This window comes from Pseudomonas atacamensis (assembly GCF_017167965.1).
Taxonomy (GTDB): domain Bacteria; phylum Pseudomonadota; class Gammaproteobacteria; order Pseudomonadales; family Pseudomonadaceae; genus Aquipseudomonas; species Aquipseudomonas atacamensis.
Genome location: NZ_CP070503.1, coordinates 5,031,766 through 5,054,328, shown reverse-complemented (window position 1 = coordinate 5,054,328; position 22,563 = coordinate 5,031,766). Strand labels below are relative to the sequence as shown.

Below are 22,563 nucleotides of genomic sequence, written 5' to 3'. Positions count from 1 at the left end.
TCGCGAAAGCTGTTTCTAAGTCGCCGAAAATCTAAGGTTGTGTCTGCGCCCCAGGCACCACCAGCTCCCCCACACAAGCCCCACGCAAATACCCCTCGAACTGCTCGATAATCGCCGCCCAGCCCTGGCGACTGCCATGCTGCCGCGCATTCAGCCGCACACAGCGCAACCGCTCATCCTCCTCCAGCAACCACGCCGCCGCCTCGCAAAATGCCTGCTCATCGCCGGGCATGGCTGACACGCCGTTGTAGCCGTGGCGAATATGCTGCGCCGCCGCTGCCTGATCATAGGCAACAACGCCGAGTCCCGCAGCCAGGGCTTCCAGCACCACATTGCCGAAGGTTTCGGTCAGGCTGGGAAATACGAACAGATCTCCTGAGGCGTAGTGCGCCGCCAGGGCTTCTCCCCGTTGCGCGCCGCAGAAGATCGCCTCCGGCAGTTCTTTTTCCAGCGCCGAACGCTGCGGGCCATCTCCGACCACGATCAGCTTCAGATGGCGCTGTGGATAAGTTTCGCGCAAACCTTCAAAGCAGCGTTTGAGCAGGCCCAGATTTTTCTCCGGGGCGAGCCTTCCTACGTGGATGACCGCGATATCCGTCTCAGAGAGTCCCCATTGCTCACGCAACGCGGTCTGACGTTTGCTCGGATGAAACAACTGGCTGTCCACACCCCGCGACAACAACGCCAGCCGCTCGAAATGCCGCCGCTCCAGTTCCAGGCGCTGACTGACGCTCGGCACCAGAGTCATTGCCGAACGATTGTGAAACCAGCGCAGGTAATGAGTGAGCATCCGCGTCAGCAGACCGAGGCCGTACTGGCTGGTGTATTGCTGGAAGTTGGTGTGAAAACCGCTCACCACCGCAATCCCCAGGCGCCGTGCGGCGCGCAGTGCCGACAATCCGAGCGGGCCTTCCGTGGCGATGTACAGCACATCCGGGCGCTGGCGTTTCCAACGGCGCAGCAATTTATGCATCGACGACTGGCCCCATTGCAGTCCCGGATAGCCCGGTAGTGGCCATCCGCGACACAGCAACAGTGCATCGTCTTCGCTGCGTTGCGGATCGGTGGCCTGGCGCGGGCGCACGAGCTCCACCTGATGCCCACGTGCGCGCAAACCCTCGCACAAGCGGCCAAGGGTATTGGCCACGCCGTTGATTTCCGGTGGGAAGGTTTCGCTGATGAGGGTGATATGTAGAGCTGTCGTCATGACCTCAGTGTCGGCTGAGGCCATGTCGAGCTTGTTACGGTCGGATGATGGATTTGTGACGCGATCAGTGTTGGATCACCAGATTTTCGGCACCACGCTCGCGCACCCAGAACAACGTCGCCCCGGCTACCGCCGCCGGCATCATCAGGATGTTGACCACCGGAATCAGCAGCACCAGGTAGACGATCCCGCCAAAACTCATGCTCTGCCAGCGCTTCTGCCGCAGCCAGGCGAGCATCTCGTTCCAGCCGAGTTTGTGGTTGTCCGCCGGGTAGTCGATGTACTGGATGGCCATCATCCACACGCCGAACAGCAGCCATAACGGCGCGGCGACGATATTCACCACTGGGATGAACGACAGGATGAACAGGCCGATGGCGCGCGGCAGGAAATAGCCGAGCTTGCGCATTTCCCGGGAAAGGGTGCGCGGGATCATCGCGATCAGTTCGCCCCAGCTGAACGCCGGGAAATCATCAGTGCCGCGCACCACCACTTCAACTTTTTCCGCGAGGAAACCGTTGAACGGTGCGGCAATGATGTTGGCGAGCATGGTGAAGGTGAAAAACACCATCAAGGCCACGAGGACCACGAACAACGGCCAGAGGATATAGCTGAGGAAACTCAGCCATTCAGGCAACGACGGCATCAGCGTGTCGACCCACAGGCTGAACTGGTGGCCGGCCAGATAGATCAATCCGACGAACAGCACCAGGTTGATCGCCAGCGGCAACAACACGAACAGGCGCAGGCCAGGGCTCAGGACCAGTTTGAGGCCTTCGCGCAGGTATTGCGGGCCGGACAGAACAGGGGCGGGCATAAGGTGCTCCGAAGCAAGGGAAAACGCGCCGACGTTACCGGCTTTGCCCCAGCGGCGAAAGCGCGGCAGAGCAATCGACATTCACTGTAACAAAGAGGTCTATCTCGTCAGCGTCTCGGCATAGAGACCACCTATGAGCTGGATTGTTAAACCGTATTTCCTTAATCTTGCCCCCCTCGATACGCTGCACCCAACTTTTTACAGGACTGTCGAGTTCAAGCCTTCCCCAAGGTGTCCACGGTCCTTTTTTATTCCGCCGGCCGTCCGGCGTCCGCGCCAGATTTTTCATGGCCGGCCAACAGGAGCAGATTCATGTCTGAAGTCCGTCATTCGCGAGTGATCATTCTCGGTTCCGGCCCCGCCGGCTACAGCGCTGCGGTCTACGCGGCCCGCGCCAACCTCAAGCCACTGCTGATCACCGGCATGCAGGCCGGCGGTCAACTGACTACCACCACCGAAGTCGACAACTGGCCGGGTGATGTTCATGGTCTGACCGGCCCGGTGCTGATGGAGCGCATGCGCGAGCACGCGGAGCGTTTCGAGACCGAGATCGTTTTCGATCACATCAACGCCGTGGACTTCGCTGCCAAGCCGTACACTCTGACCGGCGACAGCGCGGTTTACACCTGTGATGCTCTGATCATCGCCACCGGTGCCAGCGCCCGCTACCTGGGTCTGCCGTCGGAAGAAGCGTTCATGGGCAAAGGCGTGTCGGCCTGCGCGACCTGCGACGGTTTCTTCTATCGCAACAAGCCGGTCGCTGTGGTTGGCGGTGGCAACACCGCTGTCGAAGAAGCGCTGTACTTGGCCAACATCGCCAGCACCGTGACTTTGATCCACCGTCGCGAAACTTTCCGCGCCGAGAAGATCCTGATCGACAAGCTCAACGCCCGTGTGGCCGAAGGCAAGATCATCCTCAAGTTGAACGCCAACCTGGACGAAGTCCTCGGCGACAACATGGGCGTCACCGGTGCGCGTCTGCGCAACAACGATGGCAGCTTCGACGAAATCAAAGTCGATGGCGTGTTCATCGCCATCGGCCACACCCCGAACACTTCGCTGTTCGAGGGCCAGTTGACGCTGAAAGACGGTTACCTGGTTGTGCAGGGCGGCCGCGAAGGCAATGCGACGGCCACCAGCGTCGAAGGCATCTTCGCTGCCGGTGACGTGGCTGACCACGTTTACCGTCAGGCCATCACCTCGGCCGGCGCCGGTTGCATGGCGGCACTGGACACCGAGCGCTACCTGGACGGCCTGCAGAACGCCACGTTCTAAGACCGCAGGGCACAAAAAAAACCGGCCAGAGATTGGCCGGTTTTTTTGTGCACGCTCTTCCTGCTCCAACGCAATTCGATCGTTCCCACGCTCTGCGTGGGAATGCAGCCCGAGACGCTCTGCGTCCCAAAGCGGACGCAGAGCGTCCAATGAGGCATTCCCACGCGGAGCGTGGGAACGATCCGAATCCAGTTGTTAGCGGCGGGTCAGGGGTTGTGCGGTGAATTTCACCCCAGCCAGGCCGTGCTTGATCAACGCGCGAATATTGCCGTGATCGCTGCCCTCAGGCGTCGCCAGTACCGAGCGGTAATGCTCGCCGAAAGCCAGCAGCGCTTCTTCATCGCTCAGCCCCTCAAGCAATGCGAGGCCCAGTGTCTTGCACGAGCCTTCATTCTGCCCGGCAGCGTTTTCCACGCCGCCGTTGTTGAATGCTTGCGGCTGGTAGTCGTAACCGGCGGCGATGAACGCCAGAGTGTCGGCGAAAGCATGCTCGCCACTCTTGAGGCTGGCGCGCAGGGTGTTCAAATCAGTCATTGGGTTTTCCTTTGGCAAACGCTGCTTGCTGCTCGGCGCTGGCTTCTTGCTGGTATTGGGCTTTCCACTCGGCGTAGGGCATGCCGTACACCACTTCGCGGGCGTCATCGAGGCTGACCTCGATCTGGCGTTGGTCGGCTTCGGCCTTGTACCACTTCGACAGGCAGTTGCGGCAGAACCCGGCAAGGTTCATCAGGTCGATGTTCTGCACGTCCTTGCGGCTGTCGAGGTGGGCGACCAGTCGGCGAAAGGCGGCGGCTTCGAGTTCCAGGCGTTGTTGATCAGTCATGGGGGTCTCTTCGAGACAGCTTTGAGCGGCAAGCTTCAAGCTGCAAGATGGGTGTCTGTGAGCAAAGTTTACAGCTTGCGGCTTGAGGCTTGAAGCTAGCGACTCGCCGCGAGCGTAATCGATACCGACTCGGCGAAGCGCAGGGCGTGCGGTTTGTCGACTTCGACTTCGGCGTACAGCACCGATGCATTGGTCATCACCAGGTCGAGCAATTCCTGGGTCAGGCGTTCGAGCAGGGCGAAGCGGTTAATTTCGACGTGGGCGATGATCGCTTTGGTGATGGTGCGGTAATTCAGCGCGTGGTCGATGTCGTTATCACGCACCGCCTCCTGCGCCGCGTACAGAATGGTCAGGTTGATCAGCACATCCTGCTTGTTGAGGATTTCGTCCTCGTTGATGCCGATAAAGGTGCGCAGGCGCAGATCCTTGACCCGGATGCGCGCCATCCCCGGTTGAAGTTGTGGCATTGATTTGCTCCGTCCAGTCTATTGCAGGCGTTCTGGTGGATCTTACTCGACTCGCGGCCGAAGCGGGACGGCCTATTTGACGTGCCGTCCACCGTTGACGGTGAGGGTCGTGCCGGTGACATAGGGATTGTCGAGCAGATAGCGCAGGCTCTGATAGATCACCTCGCTGCCGGGCTCGATACCCAACGCGGACTTGGCCAACGCCTTGGCGCGGTACGCCGCGTCATCGTCGGGGTTGAACAATAACAGCGCCGGGGCGATGCCGTTGACCTTGATGGCCGGCGCAAAGCGCGCGGCAAACGACAGGGTCAGACTGTCGAGCCCGGCCTTGCTGGCGCAATAACCGATGTGCTTGCTGCTGCCTTTGCGGATGACATCGTCGCTGATGTGGATGATGTCGGCAGGCGTCGAGCGCTGCAGCAACTCGGCGCAGTGCAGGTTGATCAGGTAAGGCGCGAGCATGTGAATGTTGAACATGCGATTGAAGGCTTGTGCTTCGCTGCCCTGGGTTTCCGCCAGCCATTCGGAGGCGTTGTGCACAATCGCGCGCAAACTGTCGGTGTGCGCGTTCAATGAATTAATGAAGGCCAGTATTCCTGCCTCACTGGAAAAGTCCGCGAACAGCGCTGTCGCGCCAAGATCGCGCAGTGCCTGCACGCCCGGTCGCTCGGTGCGGTAAGTGAAAATCAGCGGGTGGCCGTCCTCGATCAAGCGCTGCGCGCAGTGCAAGCCGACACGCTGGCCGGCGCCGGTGATGAGGATCGGGGCTGCGGAATCTGGCATGGGCGGCTCGCATCGCGGTTGAAGCGAAAACTATAACAGGCTCGCCGCCCGCTGCAGATCAGCGATTCTGCGCCGACGGTGCGCCAGCCAATGGCCGCGTCGGCGTGCTGTTCAACCAGTTCGCCAGCAGGCGCGTCGACAACGGGATGAAGAAATACACCATCAGCGGCGTCAGGCACGCCGTGCCGATCAATATCCGCGGCAACAGGCTCAACTCAGCCAGCAGCGGGCCGAGGATAAAGTTGAAAATCAGCGACACCGGGAAAAACGCCAGCCAGATCGCCACGGCCTGTTTCCAGCGCGGTGGGCGTTGCCCGGCAGCACCAAACCAGCCTTCAATGCCGCTGACCCGGTGCTCTTTAGGATGTTCGAACAAATCGCTGCCGCGGTTAAGCCAGGCGGTACGCGACGCCGAGTATTCCCAAGCATGCAGGGTCTGCTCATCGACAAAGCGAAAGATGATCTGGAATTCGTTGTCACCGGGCGGTGGCGCAAGGACGCCGGAACCCAGGTAGCCGGGGAAGTCGGTGGCCAGTTGTTCGCCTTCGCGCAACCATGCAATGAGATCGTGATAGCGGCCATCAGCGACGCGACGCGCTACCATCAACGTAACGGGGGAAGTAGACATTTTGTATCTCCGTATTTCGAGCACGTCGTTCCGGGTAGGAGCTTCGCCTGACGCAGGCCGGGGTAGAGGCCTGCGCTTTACAACAAGCAAGGATTATTCCTGATTTTGTCGATTAAACCAGCCATATTCGTCGCAGATCACTACTTGAAGGTTTCCAGTCCATCATGTTTAAAATGGGATCCAATAAACCGACATGGAAGTTGACCGCCAGATGCCTGTAATCACGGATACTCGCCCGGCCTCAACAGCACCCGGCACGCTCGAACGCGAAGAGCTGTTCCCCATCCGCGAAGTGGCGCGCCTGACCGGCGTCAATCCGGTGACCCTGCGGGCCTGGGAGCGTCGCTACGGATTGATCCAGCCGACCCGCACCGAAAGCGGGCATCGTTTGTATTCCATGAACGATATCGAGCGTGTTCGCAGCATCGTCGACTGGATCGATCGCGGCGTGGCCGTGAGCAAAGTCGGCAAGATCCTGGCGAAAACAGAGCCTCTGAAGGTGCTGGCAAACTTTATCCCCGATGATCATGTGCAGGCCGATTACAAGCAATGGCAGGAGCAGGTTCAGCAGGCGGTCAGTGAGTTCGACGATCAGCAGCTGGATCGCGTCTACGGACAGATTTTCTCGTCGTACACGCTGCCAGTGGTGTTCGAAGCCATCATCATGCCGTTGTGGCGGCAATTGCTGCAGCGCCAGGACGCTTTCGGGCAAACCAGCGAATGGTTGTTTCTCGACGGATTTCTCAGGGCGCGCGTGCTGCAGCGCATCGTCATGCTGCGGGGGGCTCAACCGCGCCGGGTGGTCGTCAGTGCGCTTGCGGGGCAATGCAGAGAGCTTGAGTTGCTGGTCGCGGCGCTGTTTCTCAGTGGCAACGATTCTGGCGTGCGGGTGCTGACCACGGGCCAGCCTTTCGATGAATTGACGCTGGTCTGCGAAAAGGTCAAGCCTGACGCGCTTGTGCTGTTTTCAAACCATGCCCCCGGTCCGGAGCTGCCCCGGCGCCTGAATCGTCTGGCACTGAGTCTGGATTGCCAATTAATGTTGGCCGGCGATGCCTCGGAACTGGCCGAAGACAGCCTGGCCGGTTCATCGGTGGCATGCCTGGGAAATGAGGGCGCGACAATGCGTCAACGCATGAAGCAATTCATGGCAGGCAAACTGGATACCTGAAACTCAGGCGTGCAGGGCGGGGTGGGTCAGGCGATGCTGTTGCAGGATGAACTGGCGCAAGCGCTCGGTTTCGTCGGCATCGGTCTGGCTCAGTTCGTAGGCGAAGAAACCTTGCTCGGTTTCACGCTCGAAATGGCCGCGCAACGAGATGCGCTCATAACCGGAAGGGCTGAACCACAGGGCGAAATGTTTCGGTGGTTTGGTCTTGTTGCGCACTTCCAGCAACACGCCTTTGTGCGATACCTCGTGTACCCACAGCGTGCCGGGCTGGCCTTTGGCGTTTTCCAGCGCCACCGGCTCTTCAAGAACCAGGCGCCATGGGCGCACCATCGGGCCGTCTTCGTAGATGCTCGGCACACCGAGACGCAGATGCAGCGCGTGGAACTCGTCTTCCACCAGATGCAGCGGAAAAGTCATCTGCTGATTTTCGAAGTTGGCCTGGATCGTCACCTGCTCGTGAGCAGCCAGACGTGTCAGCAGGTCACGGATCTGCGAACCACCATTAACCAGCAGACTCGACGTTGCATCCCGCACGTTAAGTTGCGGGTTGTGCTGCATGGTCTGGATGAAATCCAGCTCGTCCTGGGTGAGGAGGGCGTCGCGTTGCATGGCTAACTCGAAGTGAATAGTTACAAAGTCATTGGTGATTGTAGTTAATGACCATCAGTTCGCGGTTTTGTTTGCGCCGTTCGTCGCTTTCAACGCCGATAGCTCGCTTTGCAGCGCCGCCACTTGTGCTTCCAGCTGCGCAACCCGCTGCTGCGCCTTGACCTGAAGCGTTACATCTTTTTGCACACCGATGAAATAAGTCTGCCCGTCATCGGCATTTTTTATCGTCGACAATGACAATTCGTTCCAGAACGGCGTGCCATCCTTGCGATAGTTGCGCAGGATCTCCCGGCAGGAACCGCCTTCACGCAATGTCTCGCGAATCAGCTGCAGACTTGGTTGATCACGGTCTCCAGCCTGCAAAAAACGACAGTCCTGGTAGAGGATCTCCTCACTGCTATAACCGGTCATGCGCTCGAAGGCAGGGTTGACGTAAATAAGGATGTTGTCCTGCTCGCCTTCCTTTTCAGCAACTACGATTCCGTCATTCGACGCATTAATCACCATTTGCAGCAGGCTGGCGTTGATCATCCGAGAATCCCTTCCGTTATGTCAGTGGCAGGCATTCTAGAAGAAAGCCGCGGACTGTCTATAGGCCAGCAGCTTCCATTGAGAGCCAATCGCAACTTCGCGGCATGGGCTGTTACTATCGCGGCTCTTTTTTTCAGTTCCAGGATCAGATTGATGAAAGTCGCCATCCTCTCAGGTTCAGTCTACGGCACCGCCGAAGAAGTCGCCCGCCACGCCCAGAACCTGCTGAAAGCCGCCGGCTTTGAAACCTTCTACAACTCGCGCGCCGCGTTGGCCGATATTCAGGCGTTCGGTCCCGAGGCCCTTCTCGCTGTGACTTCGACCACTGGCATGGGCGAGTTGCCAGACAACCTGCAACCGTTGTATTCGACCCTGCGCGATCAGTTGCCTGCTTCGTTGCGCGGCCTGCCCGGCGCGGTGATCGCCCTCGGTGATGCCAGCTATGGCGACACCTTCTGCGGCGGTGGCGAGCAGATGCGGGAATTGTTTACCGAACTGGGCGTAAACGAGGTGCAGGAAATGCTGCGCATCGACGCCAGCGAAAGCGTCACGCCGGAAACCGATGCCGAGCCGTGGCTGGCGCAGTTGATTGAAGCGCTCAAGGGCTGATCGCGGGCAATAATCGCTGCACCTTCTAAGCGTTGTTGCATTGCAACGGATCCAGGCTGTTTGCCCGGCTGACTCGTTCAGTCATCAAGCTGGCTGCCAATGCAACTACGCGATGCCCTGCGCCTGACTAGACTGCTGACACGAGCAGAACAAGAAGAACGCAGAGGTGCATACAGTGAGCGTAGCCCCCGTCCAATCGTCGCCGAACGTCAAAGATCAGGTCAGCGCTGCCGAGTGGCAGACCCGCGTCGATCTTGCCGCCTGTTATCGCTTGGTCGCGCTGCACGGCTGGGACGATCTGATCTTCACGCATATCTCGGCCAAGGTGCCCGGCACCGAAGATTTCCTGATCAATCCGTTTGGCCTGATGTTCCACGAGATCACCGCTTCGAGCCTGGTGAAAGTCGATCAGGCCGGCAACAAACTCATGGACAGTCCGTACGAAATCAACCCCGCCGGCTACACCATTCACAGCGCCGTCCACGAAGTGCGCCACGATGTGGTTTGCGTGCTGCATACGCACACTGCGTCAGGCGTTGCAGTGTCGGCGCAAAGGCAGGGGGTGCTGCCGATCAGTCAACAGTCACTGTTTGTGTTGTCGAGCCTGGCCTATCACGCCTACGAGGGCGTGGCCCTGAATCATGAAGAAAAGGCGCGCCTGCAAGCCGACCTCGGCGACAACAGTTTCCTCATGCTGCACAACCACGGTCTGCTCACCTGCGGCGGCACGATCGCCGATACCTTTCTGATGATGTTCACCTTCCAGCGAGCCTGCGACATTCAGGTCATGGCGCAGACGGGAGGGGCCGAACTGATCGCTATCGAACCGCAGATTCTCGCCGGCGCAAAGGCAATGATTGCCGGCGTCACCAAGAGCGCTCAAGGCATGGGCGGGGCGCTGGCGTGGCCGGCGCTGCTGCGCAAACTCGATCTTCAAGACCCGGGGTATAAATTCTAATGCCGCTCGCCGAGATTCCTCTGAGTGTCTGGCGCAAGCGCAGCCGGACATTCGTTTTTCATGGCCAGTCGATCCGCTACTGGACAGTCGGGCAGGGTGAACCGTTGCTGTTGATTCACGGTTTCCCCACTGCCAGTTGGGATTGGCATTACCTGTGGCAGCCACTGGCGCAGCGTTATCAGGTGATCGCCTGCGACATGCTCGGTTTCGGCGATTCGGCAAAACCGCGCAATCACACCTACAGCCTGCTGGAACAGGCCGATCTGCAACAGGCACTGCTCGCCCATCTGCAGGTTGAACAAGCCGTGCACATCCTCGCTCACGACTACGGCGACAGCGTCGCTCAGGAACTGCTCGCGCGGCATTACGAAAAACGCATCGAAGTGGCCAGTTGCGTATTCCTTAATGGCGGTCTGTTTCCGGAAACCCATCGTCCGCTGCTGATGCAGAAACTGCTGCTCAGCCCGATTGGCTGGCTGCTCGGCCGCGCCTTCAGCCGTGAGGCGCTGGTCAAAGGTTTCCGGCAGATCTTCGGCGCGCAGACCCAGCCCACTGAAAGCGAGCTGGATGACTACTGGAGTCTGGTCGACAGCAACCATGGCCCGCGCATCCTGCATAAATTGATCACTTACATCCCCGAGCGCCGGGTGCAACGTGAGCGCTGGGTGACGGCCATGCAGCAGGGTGACGTTCCCTTGCGGGTGATCGATGGCGCATTTGACCCGATCTCCGGCGTGCACATGGTCGAGCGTTATCGCGAATTGATCCCTGATCCGGACACTGTGCTGCTGCCGGGCGTCGGCCACTATCCGCAAACCGAGGCGCCGGCGCTGGTGCTCAAGCACTATCTGGCGTTTCGCGATCGTCTGGTATTGCCTCCGCGCAAAGTGGCGTACTCCTGATTCTCGCCGAGAGCACGGGCTCTCGGCGTCCTGACACTCGATCATCCCTCAGCCTTATCGCGCACCATTCAGCCGCAGCCGTGTTCGTTGTGACCCAAAGCGCCGTGCCTGACACTCGGGGCAATATCCCTTGGCCTGCTGGAGTTGCCGCGATGAATGAACCTGTGCGTTTCGAAGATAAAGTCGTGATTGTCACCGGCGCCGGTGGCGGCCTCGGGCGTGCCCATGCGCTGCTGTTCGCCAGGCACGGCGCCAAAGTGCTGGTCAACGATCTCGGTGGCTCGACGCAGGGCGAGGGCGCCAATGCTTCGGCTGCCGACCGCGTAGTGGCGGAAATCCGTGAGGCCGGCGGTATTGCCGAAGCCAACCACGACTCGGTGACTGACGGCGACAAACTGGTACAGAACGCCCTCGATGCCTTCGGCCGCGTCGACGTCGTGGTGAACAACGCCGGGATCCTGCGCGACAAGTCATTTCACAAGATGGACGACGCCGACTGGGATCTGGTCTATCGCGTCCACGTCGAAGGCGCCTACAAGGTTACCCGTGCCGCCTGGCCGCATCTGCGCGAGCAAAACTACGGTCGCGTGATTTTCACTGCGTCGACTTCTGGCATTTACGGTAATTTCGGTCAGTCCAACTACGGCATGGCCAAACTCGGGCTTTACGGGTTGACCCGAACGCTGGCGATCGAAGGGCGCAAGAACAACATTCTGGTCAACGCCATCGCCCCGACCGGCGGCACGCGCATGACCGAGGGCCTGATCCCGCCGCAAGTATTCGAGCAATTGAAGCCGGAACTGGTCAGCCCGCTGGTGGTGTATCTGGCCAGCGAGCAATGCGAGGAAACGTCCGGCCTGTTCGAAGTCGGCGGCGGCTGGATGGGCAAGGTGCGCTGGGAACGCAGCCTCGGTGCCGGCTTCGATCCGCGCGAAGGGTTCTCGCCAGAGGATGTGGCGGCGCACTGGCAGCAGATTTGTGATTTCGAAGGCGCGGCGCATCCGAAGGACAATATTGAAGCATTGAAGGAAATGATGGCGAATTTGCAGAAGTATTCGATTTGAAATTAACGGAGCCACCAACCCTCGCGGCGGGTGGCTCCAGTTTTCAAATGTATCTTTTTTCTGTCATGAACTTGGGCGGCTTCCAGTTAGGTCCCTTGATAGCTAGGCCCTTTTCTCCCTCCAGTAAAATCCCGGCAGCGAAGAGCCGAGCGTACGATGCTTCCAGGGTCCCATACTCGTCGATCAGGTCTCGATTGTGGCGTCTGATCGTCATGTCCAGATGTGGTGTTGCCTGAAGTAACGCGAACACCGTGACTATGTCATCCAGAGGTTCATTTTTAACAATCATCTCAACGGTGCTCATTACCACATCTCCTTCAGCAATTTCTGGTAATCACGTTCTTCCTGCTCCATTGCTGCAGCCAGTGCTTCGGGCGTGTAGAGAAGCTCGTCAGGGTTGAAACTACGCCCACTGTGCTTCCCCTCTTCGGTCGCCCCGCATAAGGATTGAATGTGTAATGCATCCAGTTCTAAAGGTGGAGGCTTTGGCATATTCATGTCCTTTTGAATGTGCGTTTTCACTCGCTCGAAAAGTGCGCACGGGTGGCGATGACGTCCGTGTCACCAGCGAATGGTTGAGGTGTTTCAAGTTACCTCAGAGTGGCGGTAATCAAATCCGAGAAGCCCGTCAGTAACAGGGCGTTATGTCGAAAGGGTTTTCACGGGTTTTTATCGATGCAGAGGGTATTCATCCGAGCTTCGAAGAAATGTCTGACGCGCTGATCGGAAGCTTTGCCGAACCGCTATCCAGCCTTTTTAAACGCCCATAAAAAAGGCCGCTGCAAACGCAGCGGCCAAGGTAAGACGTTGGATCAAGGAGCTACAAATCAACGTCAGTGAACAGCGGGGCGGCAAACCGAAAACATCGATTTATCCAGAATCTGTAGCCAGTCGCTCGCGATTCAGCGTAGCGGGCTTCGCGCTTTGCGGCGTGTGCCGGGAAAGCGCGCTCAGAATAAGGTCTCAAGCCTGTAGGAAAAATACCGATTCCAGACATGCACTGTTACGGGGCGCGCAACAGTGGGGTGCCCATGAATGGCGCTGATGATGCGCCATCCAGCCAGCCCATGAACCGCTCAAGGCCCCGCGCTACAAGGCCATTCATCCTTTCGAGCGACAACGCAAATACCTCCTTGGTGCGCTTATCGACCGCAGCGACCGGCAGTAGGGTGGGGCCTTCTGTCACTCACCGGGGAAGACGCATGACAAAAACAACAATGCGCGCCATCTTCACACCGCAGGCGCTTGCCGCTGCGGTGGCTCTGGGTTGCGGCGCCCAGGCGCACGCGGTCGCCTTCAACATCGGCGAAATCGAAGGCACCTTCGACTCGTCACTTTCGGTCGGCGCGAGCTGGGGCCTGCGCGATGCCGACAGTTCGCTGGTCGGCACGGTCAATGGCGGCAGCGGACAATCGTCCACCGGTGATGACGGGCGCCTGAATTTCAAGAAGGGCGAAACCTTCTCGAAAATCTTCAAGGGTATCCACGACCTCGAACTGAAGTACGGCGATACCGGCGTGTTCGTGCGGGGCAAATACTGGTACGACTTCGAACTCAAGGACGAAGACCGCGAGTTCAAACAGATCAGCGACAGCGGCCGCAAGGAAGGCGCCAAGTCTTCCGGCGCGCAGATCCTCGATGCCTTCGTCTATCACAACTACGCCATCGCTGATTTGCCCGGCACCGTGCGGGCCGGCAAGCAGGTGGTGAGCTGGGGCGAAAGTACCTTCATCGGCAACTCGATCAACAGCATCAACCCGGTCGACGTCTCAGCATTCCGCCGTCCCGGTGCGGAGATCAAGGAAGGCCTGATTCCGGTGAACATGCTGTTTGGTTCGCAGAGTCTGACCGACAAACTTTCGGTCGAAGGCTTCTACCAACTGGAGTGGGACCAGACCGTTCTCGACAACTGCGGCACGTTCTTTGGCGTCGACGTCGCGGCGGACGGTTGCAACAACGGCTACACCGTCGGCAGTCCGGCGGTGGCGCCACTGGTGCCGCTGACCACCGCGTTCGGCCAAGGCATTCAGGTCACCCGCGAGGGCGTGGTGATCCCCCGTGGCGGTGATCGCGATGCGCGCGATTCCGGGCAATGGGGCACGGCGCTGCGCTGGCTCGGCGAAGACACCGAGTACGGCCTCTACTTCATGAATTACCACAGCCGTACGCCGACGGTCGGCACCACCACGGCGGGGCTGTCGACACTGGCGGCATTGCCAGGCATGGTCGGCATTGCCAACGGCCTCGCGCCTGGCAGCGGTGCGGGGCTGGCGCAAAGCGTGATGCTCGGGCGCGGTCAGTACTACCTCGAATACCCGGAAGACATTCGCCTGTACGGCGCGAGTTTCTCCACCACTCTGCCCACCGGCACCGCATGGACCGGTGAGGTCAGCTACCGGCCGAACGCGCCGGTGCAGGTCAACACCAACGACCTGACCCTGGCGCTGGTCAACCCGATTGCCGGCGGCACCGCATCGCCACTCGCTACTTCGCCGGGTGCGGACAACAAAGGCTACCGGCGCAAGGAAGTCACGCAGATCCAGAGCACCCTCACACACTTCTTCGATCAGGTGCTCGGCGCCGAACGTTTGACTGTGGTCGGCGAGGCGGCGGTGGTGCATGTCGGTGGTCTGGAGTCACGCAGTGAGCTGCGTTATGGCCGTGATTCGGTGTACGGCCAGTACGGATTCGGCGGTGATACCGACGGCTTCGTCACCTCGACTTCGTGGGGCTATCGCGCCCGGGCGATTCTCGATTACGCCAACGTCATCGGCGGGATCAACCTCAAGCCCAACCTGTCGTGGTCCCATGACGTCGCCGGTTACGGCCCCAACGGTCTGTTCAACGAAGGTGCGAAAGCCATCAGCTTCGGCGTCGATGCCGACTACCGCAACACCTACACCGCAAGCCTGAGTTACACCGACTTTTTCGGTGGCGACTACAACGTCCTCGAAGACCGTGACTTCGTGGCCCTGAGCTTCGGCGTGAACTTCTGATCTGCCCGAGAAGGATGACTGCAATGCGCAAAACGATTCTGCAATGTGGCGTGCTGGCTTTGAGTCTGCTGGCCGCCAACGTGATGGCGGCGGTGTCGCCGGATGAGGCGAACAAACTCGGCACCAGCCTGACCCCGCTCGGCGCCGAGAAGGCCGGCAATGCGGACGGTTCGATCCCGGCCTGGACCGGCGGCATCCCGAAAAACGCCGGTGCGGTGGACAGCAAGGGCTTCCTCGCCGACCCGTTTGCCAACGAAAAACCGTTGTTCACCATCACCGCCGCGAACGTCGAGCAGTACAAAAGCAAGCTCTCCGATGGCCAGGTGGCGATGTTCAAACGCTACCCGGAAACCTACAAGATCCCGGTCTACCCGACCCACCGCACCGTGGGGGCGCCAGCGGAAATCTACGAGTCGGCCAAGCGCAGCGCGCTCAACGTCAACGCGATCAACGATGGCAACGGCCTGGCCAATTTCACCGGCAATCGCTACTACGCCTTCCCGATTCCGAAGAACGGCGTCGAGGTGTTGTGGAACCACATCACCCGCTACCACGGTGGCAATCTGCGGCGGATCATCACCCAGGTCACGCCGCAGACCAACGGCAGCTACACGCCGATCCGCTTCGAAGAAGAGATCGCCGTGCCGCAATTGATGAAAGACATCGACCCGGAAAAAGCCGCCAACGTGCTGACCTTCTTCAAGCAATCGGTGACCGCCCCGGCGCGGCTGGCCGGTAACGTGCTGCTGGTGCACGAAACCCTCGATCAGGTGAAGGAACCGCGTCTGGCGTGGATCTATAACGCCGGTCAACGCCGGGTCCGGCGCGCACCGCAAGTGGCCTATGACGGTCCGGGTACAGCGGCCGATGGCCTGAGGACTTCCGACAACTTCGACATGTTCTCCGGCGCGCCGGATCGCTATGACTGGAAACTGGTCGGCAAGAAGGAAATGTACATTCCCTACAACAGCTACAAGCTCGACTCGCCGAAGCTCAAGTACGACGACATCGTCAAGGCCGGGCACATCAATCAGGACCTGACCCGTTACGAACTGCACCGCGTCTGGGAAGTGATCGGCACGGTGAAACCGAACGAGCGGCACATCTACGCCAAGCGCCACATGTACATCGACGAGGACAGCTGGCAAGTGGCACTGGCCGATCACTACGACGGTCGCGGGCAACTGTGGCGCGTCGCCGAAGGTCACGCGCAGTACTACTACGATCATCAGGCCCAGGCTTACACGCTGGAAGCGCTCTACGACATCATTGCCGGCCGCTACATTGCGTTGGGCATGAAGAACGAAGAAAAGCACAGCTTCGAATTCGGCTTTGAAGCCAAGGCCGCCGATTACACACCATCGGCTCTGCGCGCCGAGGGCGTACGCTAACGGCTCTGCTGTACCGCTGGACAAAAGGCGACCGCACGGTCGCCTTTTTTATGGACATCAATCAGCGTGCTGAATACTTGTCAACAAGGGCGCGGGAGAGGGCTAGGGTGAGCGCACAACGATAAGAAGGCTCACCCGATGACCGCCATGACCCCGTGCCTGGATCGACCCGGATTTTTGCCCAGGCTTTCTTCGCATCATCAACCTCGCAGCCGTTTGAGCGCACCTTTGCTGGCATCCAGCGCGCGGGTGAAGCTGTTGTGCGCGCCCGCGGGCAGTGGCAAAACCGCACTGCTCACCGAATGTCTTCTTCAGGCGCGTGCAGAGTGCGAGGCCATCTGGCTGCCGCTGGCGGGAGCGGCGCTCAGCACTGAAGAATTCTGCCTGCGTCTGACGCGGGCGCTCGGGCTGGTCGAAGGCCTTGACGATACGCAACTGATGGCGGAGCTGGCCCATTGGTCGAGGCCGACTTCGCTGTTCATCGATGATTACAGTCGTCTGCCGGATCCGGCTGTGGATGCGCTGCTGGATCGCTTGCTGGCGGTCAGCAGTCCGGCGCTCACCTGGTGGGTCAGCACTCGGCGCCGGCCGCAGTGCAACTGGCCGCGGCTGTTGCTCGATGACGAACTCTACGAATTCGAAAGCGCCAGCCTGGCGCTGACTCACGATGAAGTGGTATCGGTGCTGCACCATTTGCCGCCAGACCAGGCGGAGCGTGTCGCTGCCCGTATCATCCAGCGTACCGGCGGCTGGTGCGCGGGGGCGCGCATGGCGCTCCTGCAAAAGTGCGACTGGTCGCAAAACCTGCAGCCGCAGCAGCGTGTCGACACTCTGCTCGATTATCTGCAGCACGAACTGTTCAGCAACCTGACCCCGGAGCAGGACGAGGCATGGCGTGCGCTGGCTCATCTGCCACGGTTCAACGCGCCGTTATGCGAGCATTTGTTCGGCCCTGGCGAAGGCGCTCAGTTGCTGCGTGATCTGCAAGTGCTGGGCTGCTTCATCGAGCCTTGGCAAGCGTCCGCTGACTGGCTCCAGGTGTTCCGCCCGCTGTCGCGAATCATCCAGGAGTCACATTGGCCGTGCGCGCGTTCCTGGCACCGGCGCGCCTGTCAGTGGTTCAGCGCGACGCAGGATTGGCGAGCGGCGTTCGAACAAGCGTTGTTGGCCGAGGAATACGAAACTGCCGTCAGCCTGTTGCAGCATTTCAGCTTCGAAGACTTGTTCGAAGACCAGACGGTCGTCCTGCTGTTGCGTTTGCACGAGGAGCAAAGCCAGCAGCTGACCCTGATGACACCCCAGCTGATCGTGCTGGTCACGGGCGCCTTATTGTTTGCCGGCCGGTTCGAACAGGCCGGGCAATGCCTGGCTCATCTCGGCCGCTTCATGCCACAACCGACAGCGCAGCTGGAGCAGCAACTGCTGGCCCGCTGGCAGGCGCAACAGGGATGGCTGTTTCACCTGCAAGGGCAAATGGAGCCGGCACGCGCCTGCTTTCAGGAGGCGTTGTCCGCACTGGCTGACGATGCCTGGCAGGCCCGTGTGATGTGCCTGTCGGGACTGACCCAGCAGGCGTTGCTGTGCGGTGAGCTCGATCAGGCCCATGCCCTCAACCGCGAGGCGCTGTGCCTGGCGCGGGCTCACGGCTCGTTGCTGTTCGAAGGCTTGCTTGAGCTTGATCATGCGCAATGGCTCGAGCAGCGAGGCGCGCCTTTGCGTGCGGAAAGCCTGCTGGTGGAGATCGAGCACTTGCTGCGTCAGCGCAGCATGGTGCCCACGCCGCTGCTCGGCCGTATCGCCTTGCGACGCGGACGACTGGCGCTGTGCATGGGCCTTGAAGAGCAGGCTGCGCAGTTGTTCAGCCAGGGTCTTGAAGATTGCCTGCGCAGTGCAGACAAACGAGTCTTGTACGGCTACCTCGGGCAGGCGCAACTGGCCGGCAATCGCGGCGATTATGCCTGCGCTTTCGAGCGCCTGCGCGAGGCCGAAAGGGTCATGCAGCAGCGGCAGATTCCCGATACGGTCTATCGCGGTGTTGTGTTGCAGGTCAGCAGCCAGTTCTGGTTGCAGCAGGGCCGACCGCATCTTGTCCAAGAAGCGTTGAGCCGACTGTTACGGCATTACCGGGGACCTTCTGCGTTGCAGGCGCCACCCGCGACGTTCGAACTGATTATTCGCATCGAATACCTGCTGGCCTGCGCGAATGCGCAATCGATCCCTGACGAAACCGCTCTGCCCACCATTGAACGATTGCTGAAACGCGCTCAGGCCAAAGGCATGTTGGCGGCGGAAACGGAGTTGCTGCTGGCCTTCGCCCAGTTGGCCGAATTGCACGGTGACACGGTGGCGGCGCAGCAAGCTTTCCAGCGAGCCGCAATGCTGGCGGAGCGCTGCCGGTTGCAGCAAGCCATGCGCGAGTGGGAACTACGCCGAGGCAGCGTCGGCACGGCGTGTGGCAAGCAGATTCCTGTCTGGCTGAGCGATAACGCTGATCATGCCCCGGGCCTCAGTCGACGCGAGCGCGAAGTGCTGACATTGATTGCTCAGGGTGCTTCGAATCAGCAGGTTGCCGAACAACTGTTTATTTCATTGCATACAGTAAAAACCCATGCGCGACGTATTAACGGAAAGTTGGGTGTGGAGCGCAGAACTCAAGCGGTGGCAAAAGCAAAGTTGATGGGGATACTGATTTAGGTTGAGAAGTTTTGCAGTACAAAAGATTGCATGTGTTTGTTGGCATGTTTTGTAAATTGTTCGCCCTTCAAGTTGCCTGGAAAAGAAACTACCTTGCAACTATCTACAGCGGCTGTGTTCGCAGCTCTGGATAGTCAAGTAAGGAAAAGATGTGGTCAAGTTATATAAAAGTCTGATGCGTGGTTCTTTGGGTGAGCAAGTTACCTGGCCTGAAGAGTGGGAAAAGGCAATCCAGGCAAAGGAAGATCTATTCAAGATCGTCGACGCCATGCCGAGCGTGCTGGATATTCTTCGCAGCATGCTTGACAGTGAATTGAAGCGTTTGGGCAAGACAATCGATATTGACAATGTTTACATCAATACGGACTCGGCTTTTCCCGATAATGGAAGTCGTCCTTCTGGCACTCTTTGGGAAGTGACTGTTCATTGTCTTGATAATAATGTCAGCCCCGCTTACATAATGGGCGGTGATGGGGTTTATTCTCTACCGGACACCCGGAATGAGCAGTTCAAGGTCAGTGCTCTCAATGTCCTTATTGTCGAGGATCTGATTGCTGCGGTGACCACCGGGTTGCAAAAGACATTGCAAACCGAGATCGCAAAGTTCTGGGTGGCGCCAGCCAGGTCCATGCGACCGGACACGGCACCGTTGTCCAATAAGCAGGCTTTCATCGAAGCCTGCGCCGTGGTCACCAGTGCAGAGCTTTCGCTGTCGGTCATGGCCAACAATTTTGACGCCTGGTTGGGCGAGCGATTCGCTCATCTGCTTGAAGCAGATGGCGGTCGCGCAGCGTTTGAAGTCAGGCTGCAACCTGAACAGGATTACCTGCTGTCGCTTCAGCCTTGTTTCGTTCTGGACAACGCCGAGCGTGCGGATGCAGAAATGCCGCTGGTGAATGAGTCAACCTCTTATCTCCTGCATACGCCGGAAAACGGCTTTGAATTTTTTGAAAAAAATATCGATCTGCATAGCAAACTTCAGCAGCGACTGTCCCTGGGTGGAGACCAGATCAGGTATCTGAAAGCTGCGCAAAGTCCTCATGCATTTTGTGCCGAGGCTCACCTCAAAGGTCAGCTTGAAAGTGTTTCACTCTTGATCGGTGGCCAGGAACAACTGGCAAAACCGCTGACTTCCATGCTGCAGGACAATCAAGGCCTGCATGTGCTGCGTTACGGCATCGAAACCCGCTTCTATCTGCTTTGGGCTGCATTGAAACGCACCGATTGGCCGCTATGGCTGCATGCCGCTGGTAGCGATATGCAACAGCGCTATAGCGAGCTTGAAGAGTCGCGGGATCAATACGAGGCTGTCTACTCAAACACCTTCGATGCCTGTTTTTCATTCAAGGATTACGTAGTGCGCACATTCGCCGAATGGGCGGACAGGGTACTTGGTGAACAACTGGATCCGGAATCGATAAGTGTCCATAGCTCGTACAGTCTGCAAATTGCCGGGCGTACTATCGAACAGGAAGAAACCCGAACGCTGACGGAGTTTATTGTTTTCGGGCTGCACGACACCGGTTATAAAGCGGCTCTGACTATCATCGGCGCTCCCGCCGGAAGTCGGCTGACGGCAGTAGCGCTTGAACAGTGGCTGGAAAATCGTAACCTGCGACTGGAATTTACCGGCAGTCTTGCATACTCGCCCTCGGTGGCTTACCAGGAGGCTTATCGCAACTATCTCTGCAGTCAGATGGAGTTCGCGGCTTTTGTTGCTCGTCACTCCGGGAAACTGGATTCCACTGATGCCAATATCATCGCGCGGGCCATGGCCAATGATCCTGCGGTGACTATTCAGGGGTTGAAAATCAGACTGCAAGCGCCAGCGCTGAAAGACATTCTGATGATTTCGGCCAAAGAATACGTGCCGTCGCTGATGCTGGTCAAAACAGCTGGAGGACAATTCGAACTGCAGAAATTTCCCGATATCTACGCCGCGAACCGCTGGCTGGAGTCGGCATTGTCGGCGGATCGTGAATACGCCGCATTGATGATCCATCCCGACTACCTGCAAGAGGCGGGTGAGTTGCTTGGCAGCGCTGGCACTCAACTGAGCTATCGCTACACGATTGATAGCCGGCCGGTCGATTTTTATCTGAACGCCAAAGCACCGTTGGCGGACTACGCGAATGTCGCCTACCGAGCCGAAGTTGCCCTGCACAAAGCCATTGCACCGGCCGGTTATCGCGCGCTTGGCTTCGAGGGCCGCAAGCGCTATTCGCGTCTGAGCACCGAATTCAAGGCACTGTCCATGGTTGAGGCGCGAGACAATGGTTTTCCGACATTCGAGCAATTCACTTACGACTCGGTGAAAGCTCAGATCGAAGACATTTTGCGTTCGCGTGGCAGTTACGTTTCGGTCAATCCCGACCAGATCATTGTGCAAACCGAAGACTTTCGTAAGAGCGTTACCGACGTTTTGCTTGAAGGACTCGCTTTTGAAGCGGCGCATCCAGCCTACGAAACGAAATTCAGCCCGAAATACTATTTGGTCAACGGCCATCCCATCGTTGAAAAACTGGATATCCGCGACCTTTCCTCGCTGTCGAAAACATTCCGACCCGGCGACAGATATACCGCGATGCTGAAAGAGCAATATCAGAACAAGGCGCATCCTGATTACTCATTCAAACGCGCTGTACACGCCCGGAAAATCCGCTGTGAGATGTACCGCAATGCATTTGCCGACTATACCAACGGCAGATTAACCACTGAATCTTTCTCTGCTGTCCAACGGATTATCGACAATCTGAAAGAAGGTGGCGGCTATCCATCAATCGTCAATAGCGTCTCCGAAGGCGACATCGGGCTGTATAAATTCAACATCGGCACGCTGGGTCTGACGGCTGCCGGTGACCGTACAGTTGGCGGCGTTTATATTTTTCGACTGAAGTTATCGTCAGGTTTCTTCGACTTGCTCTATACGCCTGACGCGCCGGATCAAGTCAGCTTCCGGCCGATCGCTGATTTCATTCCTTCGATTCGTTTTCGCAAAGGCCCGTTCAGGACCTACTACAGCGAGCGGATACTGCTGATTGACCAGAAAGTGATCAATGATTACTTCGATAATCTGGTCGCAACGGTTGATACCCGACCGGTCATTCGCACGCAGCAGCGTTCGTTACTGCCCGATCTGTTCACTTTCCACGACGAGCGAGTGCGCCGTGTATTGAGTGACATCGACGAACGGACCACCAGTCTCAATGAAATAATTGCCGCCCTGGTTTATGAAAACCTGTTGAAGGCCGCAAACATCGTCAGCCTGGTGGTGCCACCCGTAGGCACTGTGGTGGTGGCTGTGCAGGTGATGAAAAGCATCTACGACGCGTCGCAGTCGCACCGACGGGGTGATTATTCCGCCGCCCTGGGGCATGTGCAGGATGTATTGAGCGGACTGCTGACATTGGGTCAGGCTGCAGCGGCGGGGGCGCCGGTTAAAGAACTTACCCGTGCGCAACGCTCGTTTCTAAGTCTGTTTGAAGACGCCCGCACGGTCGCGGAACTCGTAACGTATTACACCGGCCATGAAGACCCCGCCGATGAGCTGATCGGTTTCTTCAAGTCACTGATGCAAGAGGGTGACAGCGCATTGAGCAAGACCACGGTGCGTTGAGTCGTTTAGAGCGCACATAAGC

At 58.7% G+C, this 22,563-nt stretch carries 21 protein-coding genes; 10 read left to right on the top strand and 11 right to left on the bottom strand.

What is annotated here, in order from left to right:
• Nucleotides 1–31: 31 nt before the first annotated feature.
• Together JWU58_RS23080 and cysZ are read right to left on the bottom strand one after the other, a co-directional pair.
• Nucleotides 32–1,231 (bottom strand): glycosyltransferase family 4 protein, encoded by a 1,200-nt coding sequence (locus JWU58_RS23080; RefSeq protein ID WP_206421046.1) that lies wholly within the window; start codon nt 1,229–1,231, stop codon nt 32–34.
• Nucleotides 1,232–1,271: 40 nt separating this feature from the next.
• Nucleotides 1,272–2,024 (bottom strand): sulfate transporter CysZ, encoded by a 753-nt coding sequence (cysZ, locus tag JWU58_RS23075; protein WP_038861129.1) that lies wholly within the window; start codon nt 2,022–2,024, stop codon nt 1,272–1,274.
• 312 nt (nt 2,025–2,336) lie between these two features.
• Between cysZ and trxB the strand changes: the two genes are divergently transcribed.
• Nucleotides 2,337–3,299, top strand: coding sequence for a thioredoxin-disulfide reductase (trxB, locus tag JWU58_RS23070; protein ID WP_016771656.1), 963 nt, complete (start codon nt 2,337–2,339; stop codon nt 3,297–3,299).
• A gap of 195 nt (nt 3,300–3,494) precedes the next feature.
• Here the strand turns inward: trxB and JWU58_RS23065 are convergent, their stop codons facing one another.
• The 5 genes from JWU58_RS23065 to JWU58_RS23045 all read right to left on the bottom strand — a co-directional run bounded on the left by JWU58_RS23065 (nt 3,495) and on the right by JWU58_RS23045 (nt 6,000).
• Entirely contained in the window at nt 3,495–3,833 is a 339-nt protein-coding gene (locus JWU58_RS23065) for a HopJ type III effector protein (protein ID WP_110600288.1), read from the bottom strand.
• Nucleotides 3,826–4,122, bottom strand: a complete 297-nt coding sequence (locus JWU58_RS23060; protein ID WP_056782977.1) for a DUF1244 domain-containing protein — start codon at nt 4,120–4,122, stop codon at nt 3,826–3,828. The genes JWU58_RS23065 and JWU58_RS23060 overlap by 8 nt, the downstream gene beginning before the upstream one ends.
• Nucleotides 4,123–4,217: 95 nt before the next feature.
• Entirely contained in the window at nt 4,218–4,589 is a 372-nt protein-coding gene (gene folX, locus JWU58_RS23055) for a dihydroneopterin triphosphate 2'-epimerase (protein WP_110600286.1), read from the bottom strand.
• 72 nt (nt 4,590–4,661) lie between these two features.
• Nucleotides 4,662–5,372 (bottom strand): dihydromonapterin reductase, encoded by a 711-nt coding sequence (gene folM / locus JWU58_RS23050; protein ID WP_206421045.1) that lies wholly within the window; start codon nt 5,370–5,372, stop codon nt 4,662–4,664.
• Nucleotides 5,373–5,430: 58 nt separating this feature from the next.
• On the bottom strand, nt 5,431–6,000 hold the full coding sequence (locus JWU58_RS23045) for a putative antibiotic biosynthesis monooxygenase (RefSeq protein WP_024011637.1): 570 nt from the start codon (nt 5,998–6,000) through the stop codon (nt 5,431–5,433).
• A gap of 211 nt (nt 6,001–6,211) precedes the next feature.
• On the opposite strand from JWU58_RS23045, the gene JWU58_RS23040 reads away from it, so the two are divergent.
• Nucleotides 6,212–7,171 (top strand): MerR family transcriptional regulator, encoded by a 960-nt coding sequence (locus JWU58_RS23040; protein WP_038861127.1) that lies wholly within the window; start codon nt 6,212–6,214, stop codon nt 7,169–7,171.
• A gap of 3 nt (nt 7,172–7,174) precedes the next feature.
• Here the strand turns inward: JWU58_RS23040 and JWU58_RS23035 are convergent, their stop codons facing one another.
• Complete coding sequence (locus JWU58_RS23035) at nt 7,175–7,780, bottom strand: hypothetical protein (protein WP_024011639.1); 606 nt, start codon at nt 7,778–7,780, stop codon at nt 7,175–7,177.
• Between the two features lie 54 nt (nt 7,781–7,834).
• Nucleotides 7,835–8,311: a PAS domain-containing protein gene (locus JWU58_RS23030; protein WP_125917955.1), complete on the bottom strand. Its 477-nt coding sequence runs from the start codon at nt 8,309–8,311 to the stop codon at nt 7,835–7,837.
• A 153-nt stretch (nt 8,312–8,464) separates the two neighbouring features.
• On the opposite strand from JWU58_RS23030, the gene JWU58_RS23025 reads away from it, so the two are divergent.
• From JWU58_RS23025 to JWU58_RS23010, 4 genes are all read left to right on the top strand, one after another.
• Entirely contained in the window at nt 8,465–8,920 is a 456-nt protein-coding gene (locus JWU58_RS23025; protein WP_122881965.1) for a flavodoxin, read from the top strand.
• Nucleotides 8,921–9,095: 175 nt separating this feature from the next.
• Entirely contained in the window at nt 9,096–9,878 is a 783-nt protein-coding gene (locus JWU58_RS23020) for a class II aldolase/adducin family protein (RefSeq protein ID WP_024011642.1), read from the top strand.
• Nucleotides 9,878–10,780 (top strand): alpha/beta fold hydrolase, encoded by a 903-nt coding sequence (locus JWU58_RS23015; protein WP_206421044.1) that lies wholly within the window; start codon nt 9,878–9,880, stop codon nt 10,778–10,780. Before JWU58_RS23020 ends, JWU58_RS23015 begins: the two co-directional genes overlap by 1 nt.
• Before the next feature lie 152 nt (nt 10,781–10,932).
• A complete protein-coding gene (locus JWU58_RS23010) occupies nt 10,933–11,844 on the top strand; it encodes an SDR family oxidoreductase (protein ID WP_136491965.1) in 912 nt (303 codons plus the stop codon).
• A gap of 43 nt (nt 11,845–11,887) precedes the next feature.
• Here JWU58_RS23010 and JWU58_RS23005 read toward each other — a convergent pair whose 3' ends face one another.
• On the bottom strand, nt 11,888–12,148 hold the full coding sequence (locus JWU58_RS23005; protein ID WP_206421043.1) for a hypothetical protein: 261 nt from the start codon (nt 12,146–12,148) through the stop codon (nt 11,888–11,890).
• Entirely contained in the window at nt 12,148–12,336 is a 189-nt protein-coding gene (locus tag JWU58_RS23000) for a hypothetical protein (RefSeq protein ID WP_136491966.1), read from the bottom strand. The genes JWU58_RS23005 and JWU58_RS23000 overlap by 1 nt, the downstream gene beginning before the upstream one ends.
• Nucleotides 12,337–13,046: 710 nt before the next feature.
• Between JWU58_RS23000 and JWU58_RS22995 the strand changes: the two genes are divergently transcribed.
• The 4 genes from JWU58_RS22995 to JWU58_RS22980 all read left to right on the top strand — a co-directional run bounded on the left by JWU58_RS22995 (nt 13,047) and on the right by JWU58_RS22980 (nt 22,541).
• Nucleotides 13,047–14,840: a DUF1302 domain-containing protein gene (locus JWU58_RS22995; RefSeq protein ID WP_038860649.1), complete on the top strand. Its 1,794-nt coding sequence runs from the start codon at nt 13,047–13,049 to the stop codon at nt 14,838–14,840.
• A gap of 23 nt (nt 14,841–14,863) precedes the next feature.
• On the top strand, nt 14,864–16,231 hold the full coding sequence (locus tag JWU58_RS22990; protein ID WP_039759308.1) for a DUF1329 domain-containing protein: 1,368 nt from the start codon (nt 14,864–14,866) through the stop codon (nt 16,229–16,231).
• Between the two features lie 138 nt (nt 16,232–16,369).
• Complete coding sequence (locus tag JWU58_RS22985) at nt 16,370–18,925, top strand: LuxR C-terminal-related transcriptional regulator (protein WP_206421042.1); 2,556 nt, start codon at nt 16,370–16,372, stop codon at nt 18,923–18,925.
• A gap of 151 nt (nt 18,926–19,076) precedes the next feature.
• The gene (locus JWU58_RS22980) at nt 19,077–22,541 is read left to right on the top strand and encodes a dermonecrotic toxin domain-containing protein (protein ID WP_206421041.1); all 3,465 of its coding nucleotides are present in this window, start codon (nt 19,077–19,079) and stop codon (nt 22,539–22,541) included.
• The last annotated feature ends 22 nt before the right edge of the window (nt 22,542–22,563 follow it).

Excerpts from the sequence above, each read along its gene's own strand:
- JWU58_RS23015 (WP_206421044.1), top strand. The coding sequence starts at position 9,878 with ATGCCGCTCGCCGAGATTCCTCTGAGTGTCTGGCGCAAGCGCAGCCGG.
- JWU58_RS23060 (WP_056782977.1), bottom strand. The coding sequence starts at position 4,122 with ATGACTGATCAACAACGCCTGGAACTCGAAGCCGCCGCCTTTCGCCGA.
- JWU58_RS23045 (WP_024011637.1), bottom strand. The coding sequence starts at position 6,000 with ATGTCTACTTCCCCCGTTACGTTGATGGTAGCGCGTCGCGTCGCTGAT.
- JWU58_RS23035 (WP_024011639.1), bottom strand. The coding sequence starts at position 7,780 with ATGCAACGCGACGCCCTCCTCACCCAGGACGAGCTGGATTTCATCCAG.
- JWU58_RS23025 (WP_122881965.1), top strand. The coding sequence starts at position 8,465 with ATGAAAGTCGCCATCCTCTCAGGTTCAGTCTACGGCACCGCCGAAGAA.
- JWU58_RS22990 (WP_039759308.1), top strand. The coding sequence starts at position 14,864 with ATGCGCAAAACGATTCTGCAATGTGGCGTGCTGGCTTTGAGTCTGCTG.
- JWU58_RS23010 (WP_136491965.1), top strand. The coding sequence starts at position 10,933 with ATGAATGAACCTGTGCGTTTCGAAGATAAAGTCGTGATTGTCACCGGC.
- cysZ (WP_038861129.1), bottom strand. The coding sequence starts at position 2,024 with ATGCCCGCCCCTGTTCTGTCCGGCCCGCAATACCTGCGCGAAGGCCTC.
- JWU58_RS23040 (WP_038861127.1), top strand. The coding sequence starts at position 6,212 with ATGCCTGTAATCACGGATACTCGCCCGGCCTCAACAGCACCCGGCACG.
- folX (WP_110600286.1), bottom strand. The coding sequence starts at position 4,589 with ATGCCACAACTTCAACCGGGGATGGCGCGCATCCGGGTCAAGGATCTG.
- trxB (WP_016771656.1), top strand. The coding sequence starts at position 2,337 with ATGTCTGAAGTCCGTCATTCGCGAGTGATCATTCTCGGTTCCGGCCCC.
- folM (WP_206421045.1), bottom strand. The coding sequence starts at position 5,372 with ATGCCAGATTCCGCAGCCCCGATCCTCATCACCGGCGCCGGCCAGCGT.
- JWU58_RS23080 (WP_206421046.1), bottom strand. The coding sequence starts at position 1,231 with ATGGCCTCAGCCGACACTGAGGTCATGACGACAGCTCTACATATCACC.
- JWU58_RS22985 (WP_206421042.1), top strand. The coding sequence starts at position 16,370 with ATGACCGCCATGACCCCGTGCCTGGATCGACCCGGATTTTTGCCCAGG.
- JWU58_RS23005 (WP_206421043.1), bottom strand. The coding sequence starts at position 12,148 with ATGAGCACCGTTGAGATGATTGTTAAAAATGAACCTCTGGATGACATA.
- JWU58_RS23030 (WP_125917955.1), bottom strand. The coding sequence starts at position 8,311 with ATGATCAACGCCAGCCTGCTGCAAATGGTGATTAATGCGTCGAATGAC.
- JWU58_RS22995 (WP_038860649.1), top strand. The coding sequence starts at position 13,047 with ATGACAAAAACAACAATGCGCGCCATCTTCACACCGCAGGCGCTTGCC.
- JWU58_RS23065 (WP_110600288.1), bottom strand. The coding sequence starts at position 3,833 with ATGACTGATTTGAACACCCTGCGCGCCAGCCTCAAGAGTGGCGAGCAT.
- JWU58_RS23000 (WP_136491966.1), bottom strand. The coding sequence starts at position 12,336 with ATGCCAAAGCCTCCACCTTTAGAACTGGATGCATTACACATTCAATCC.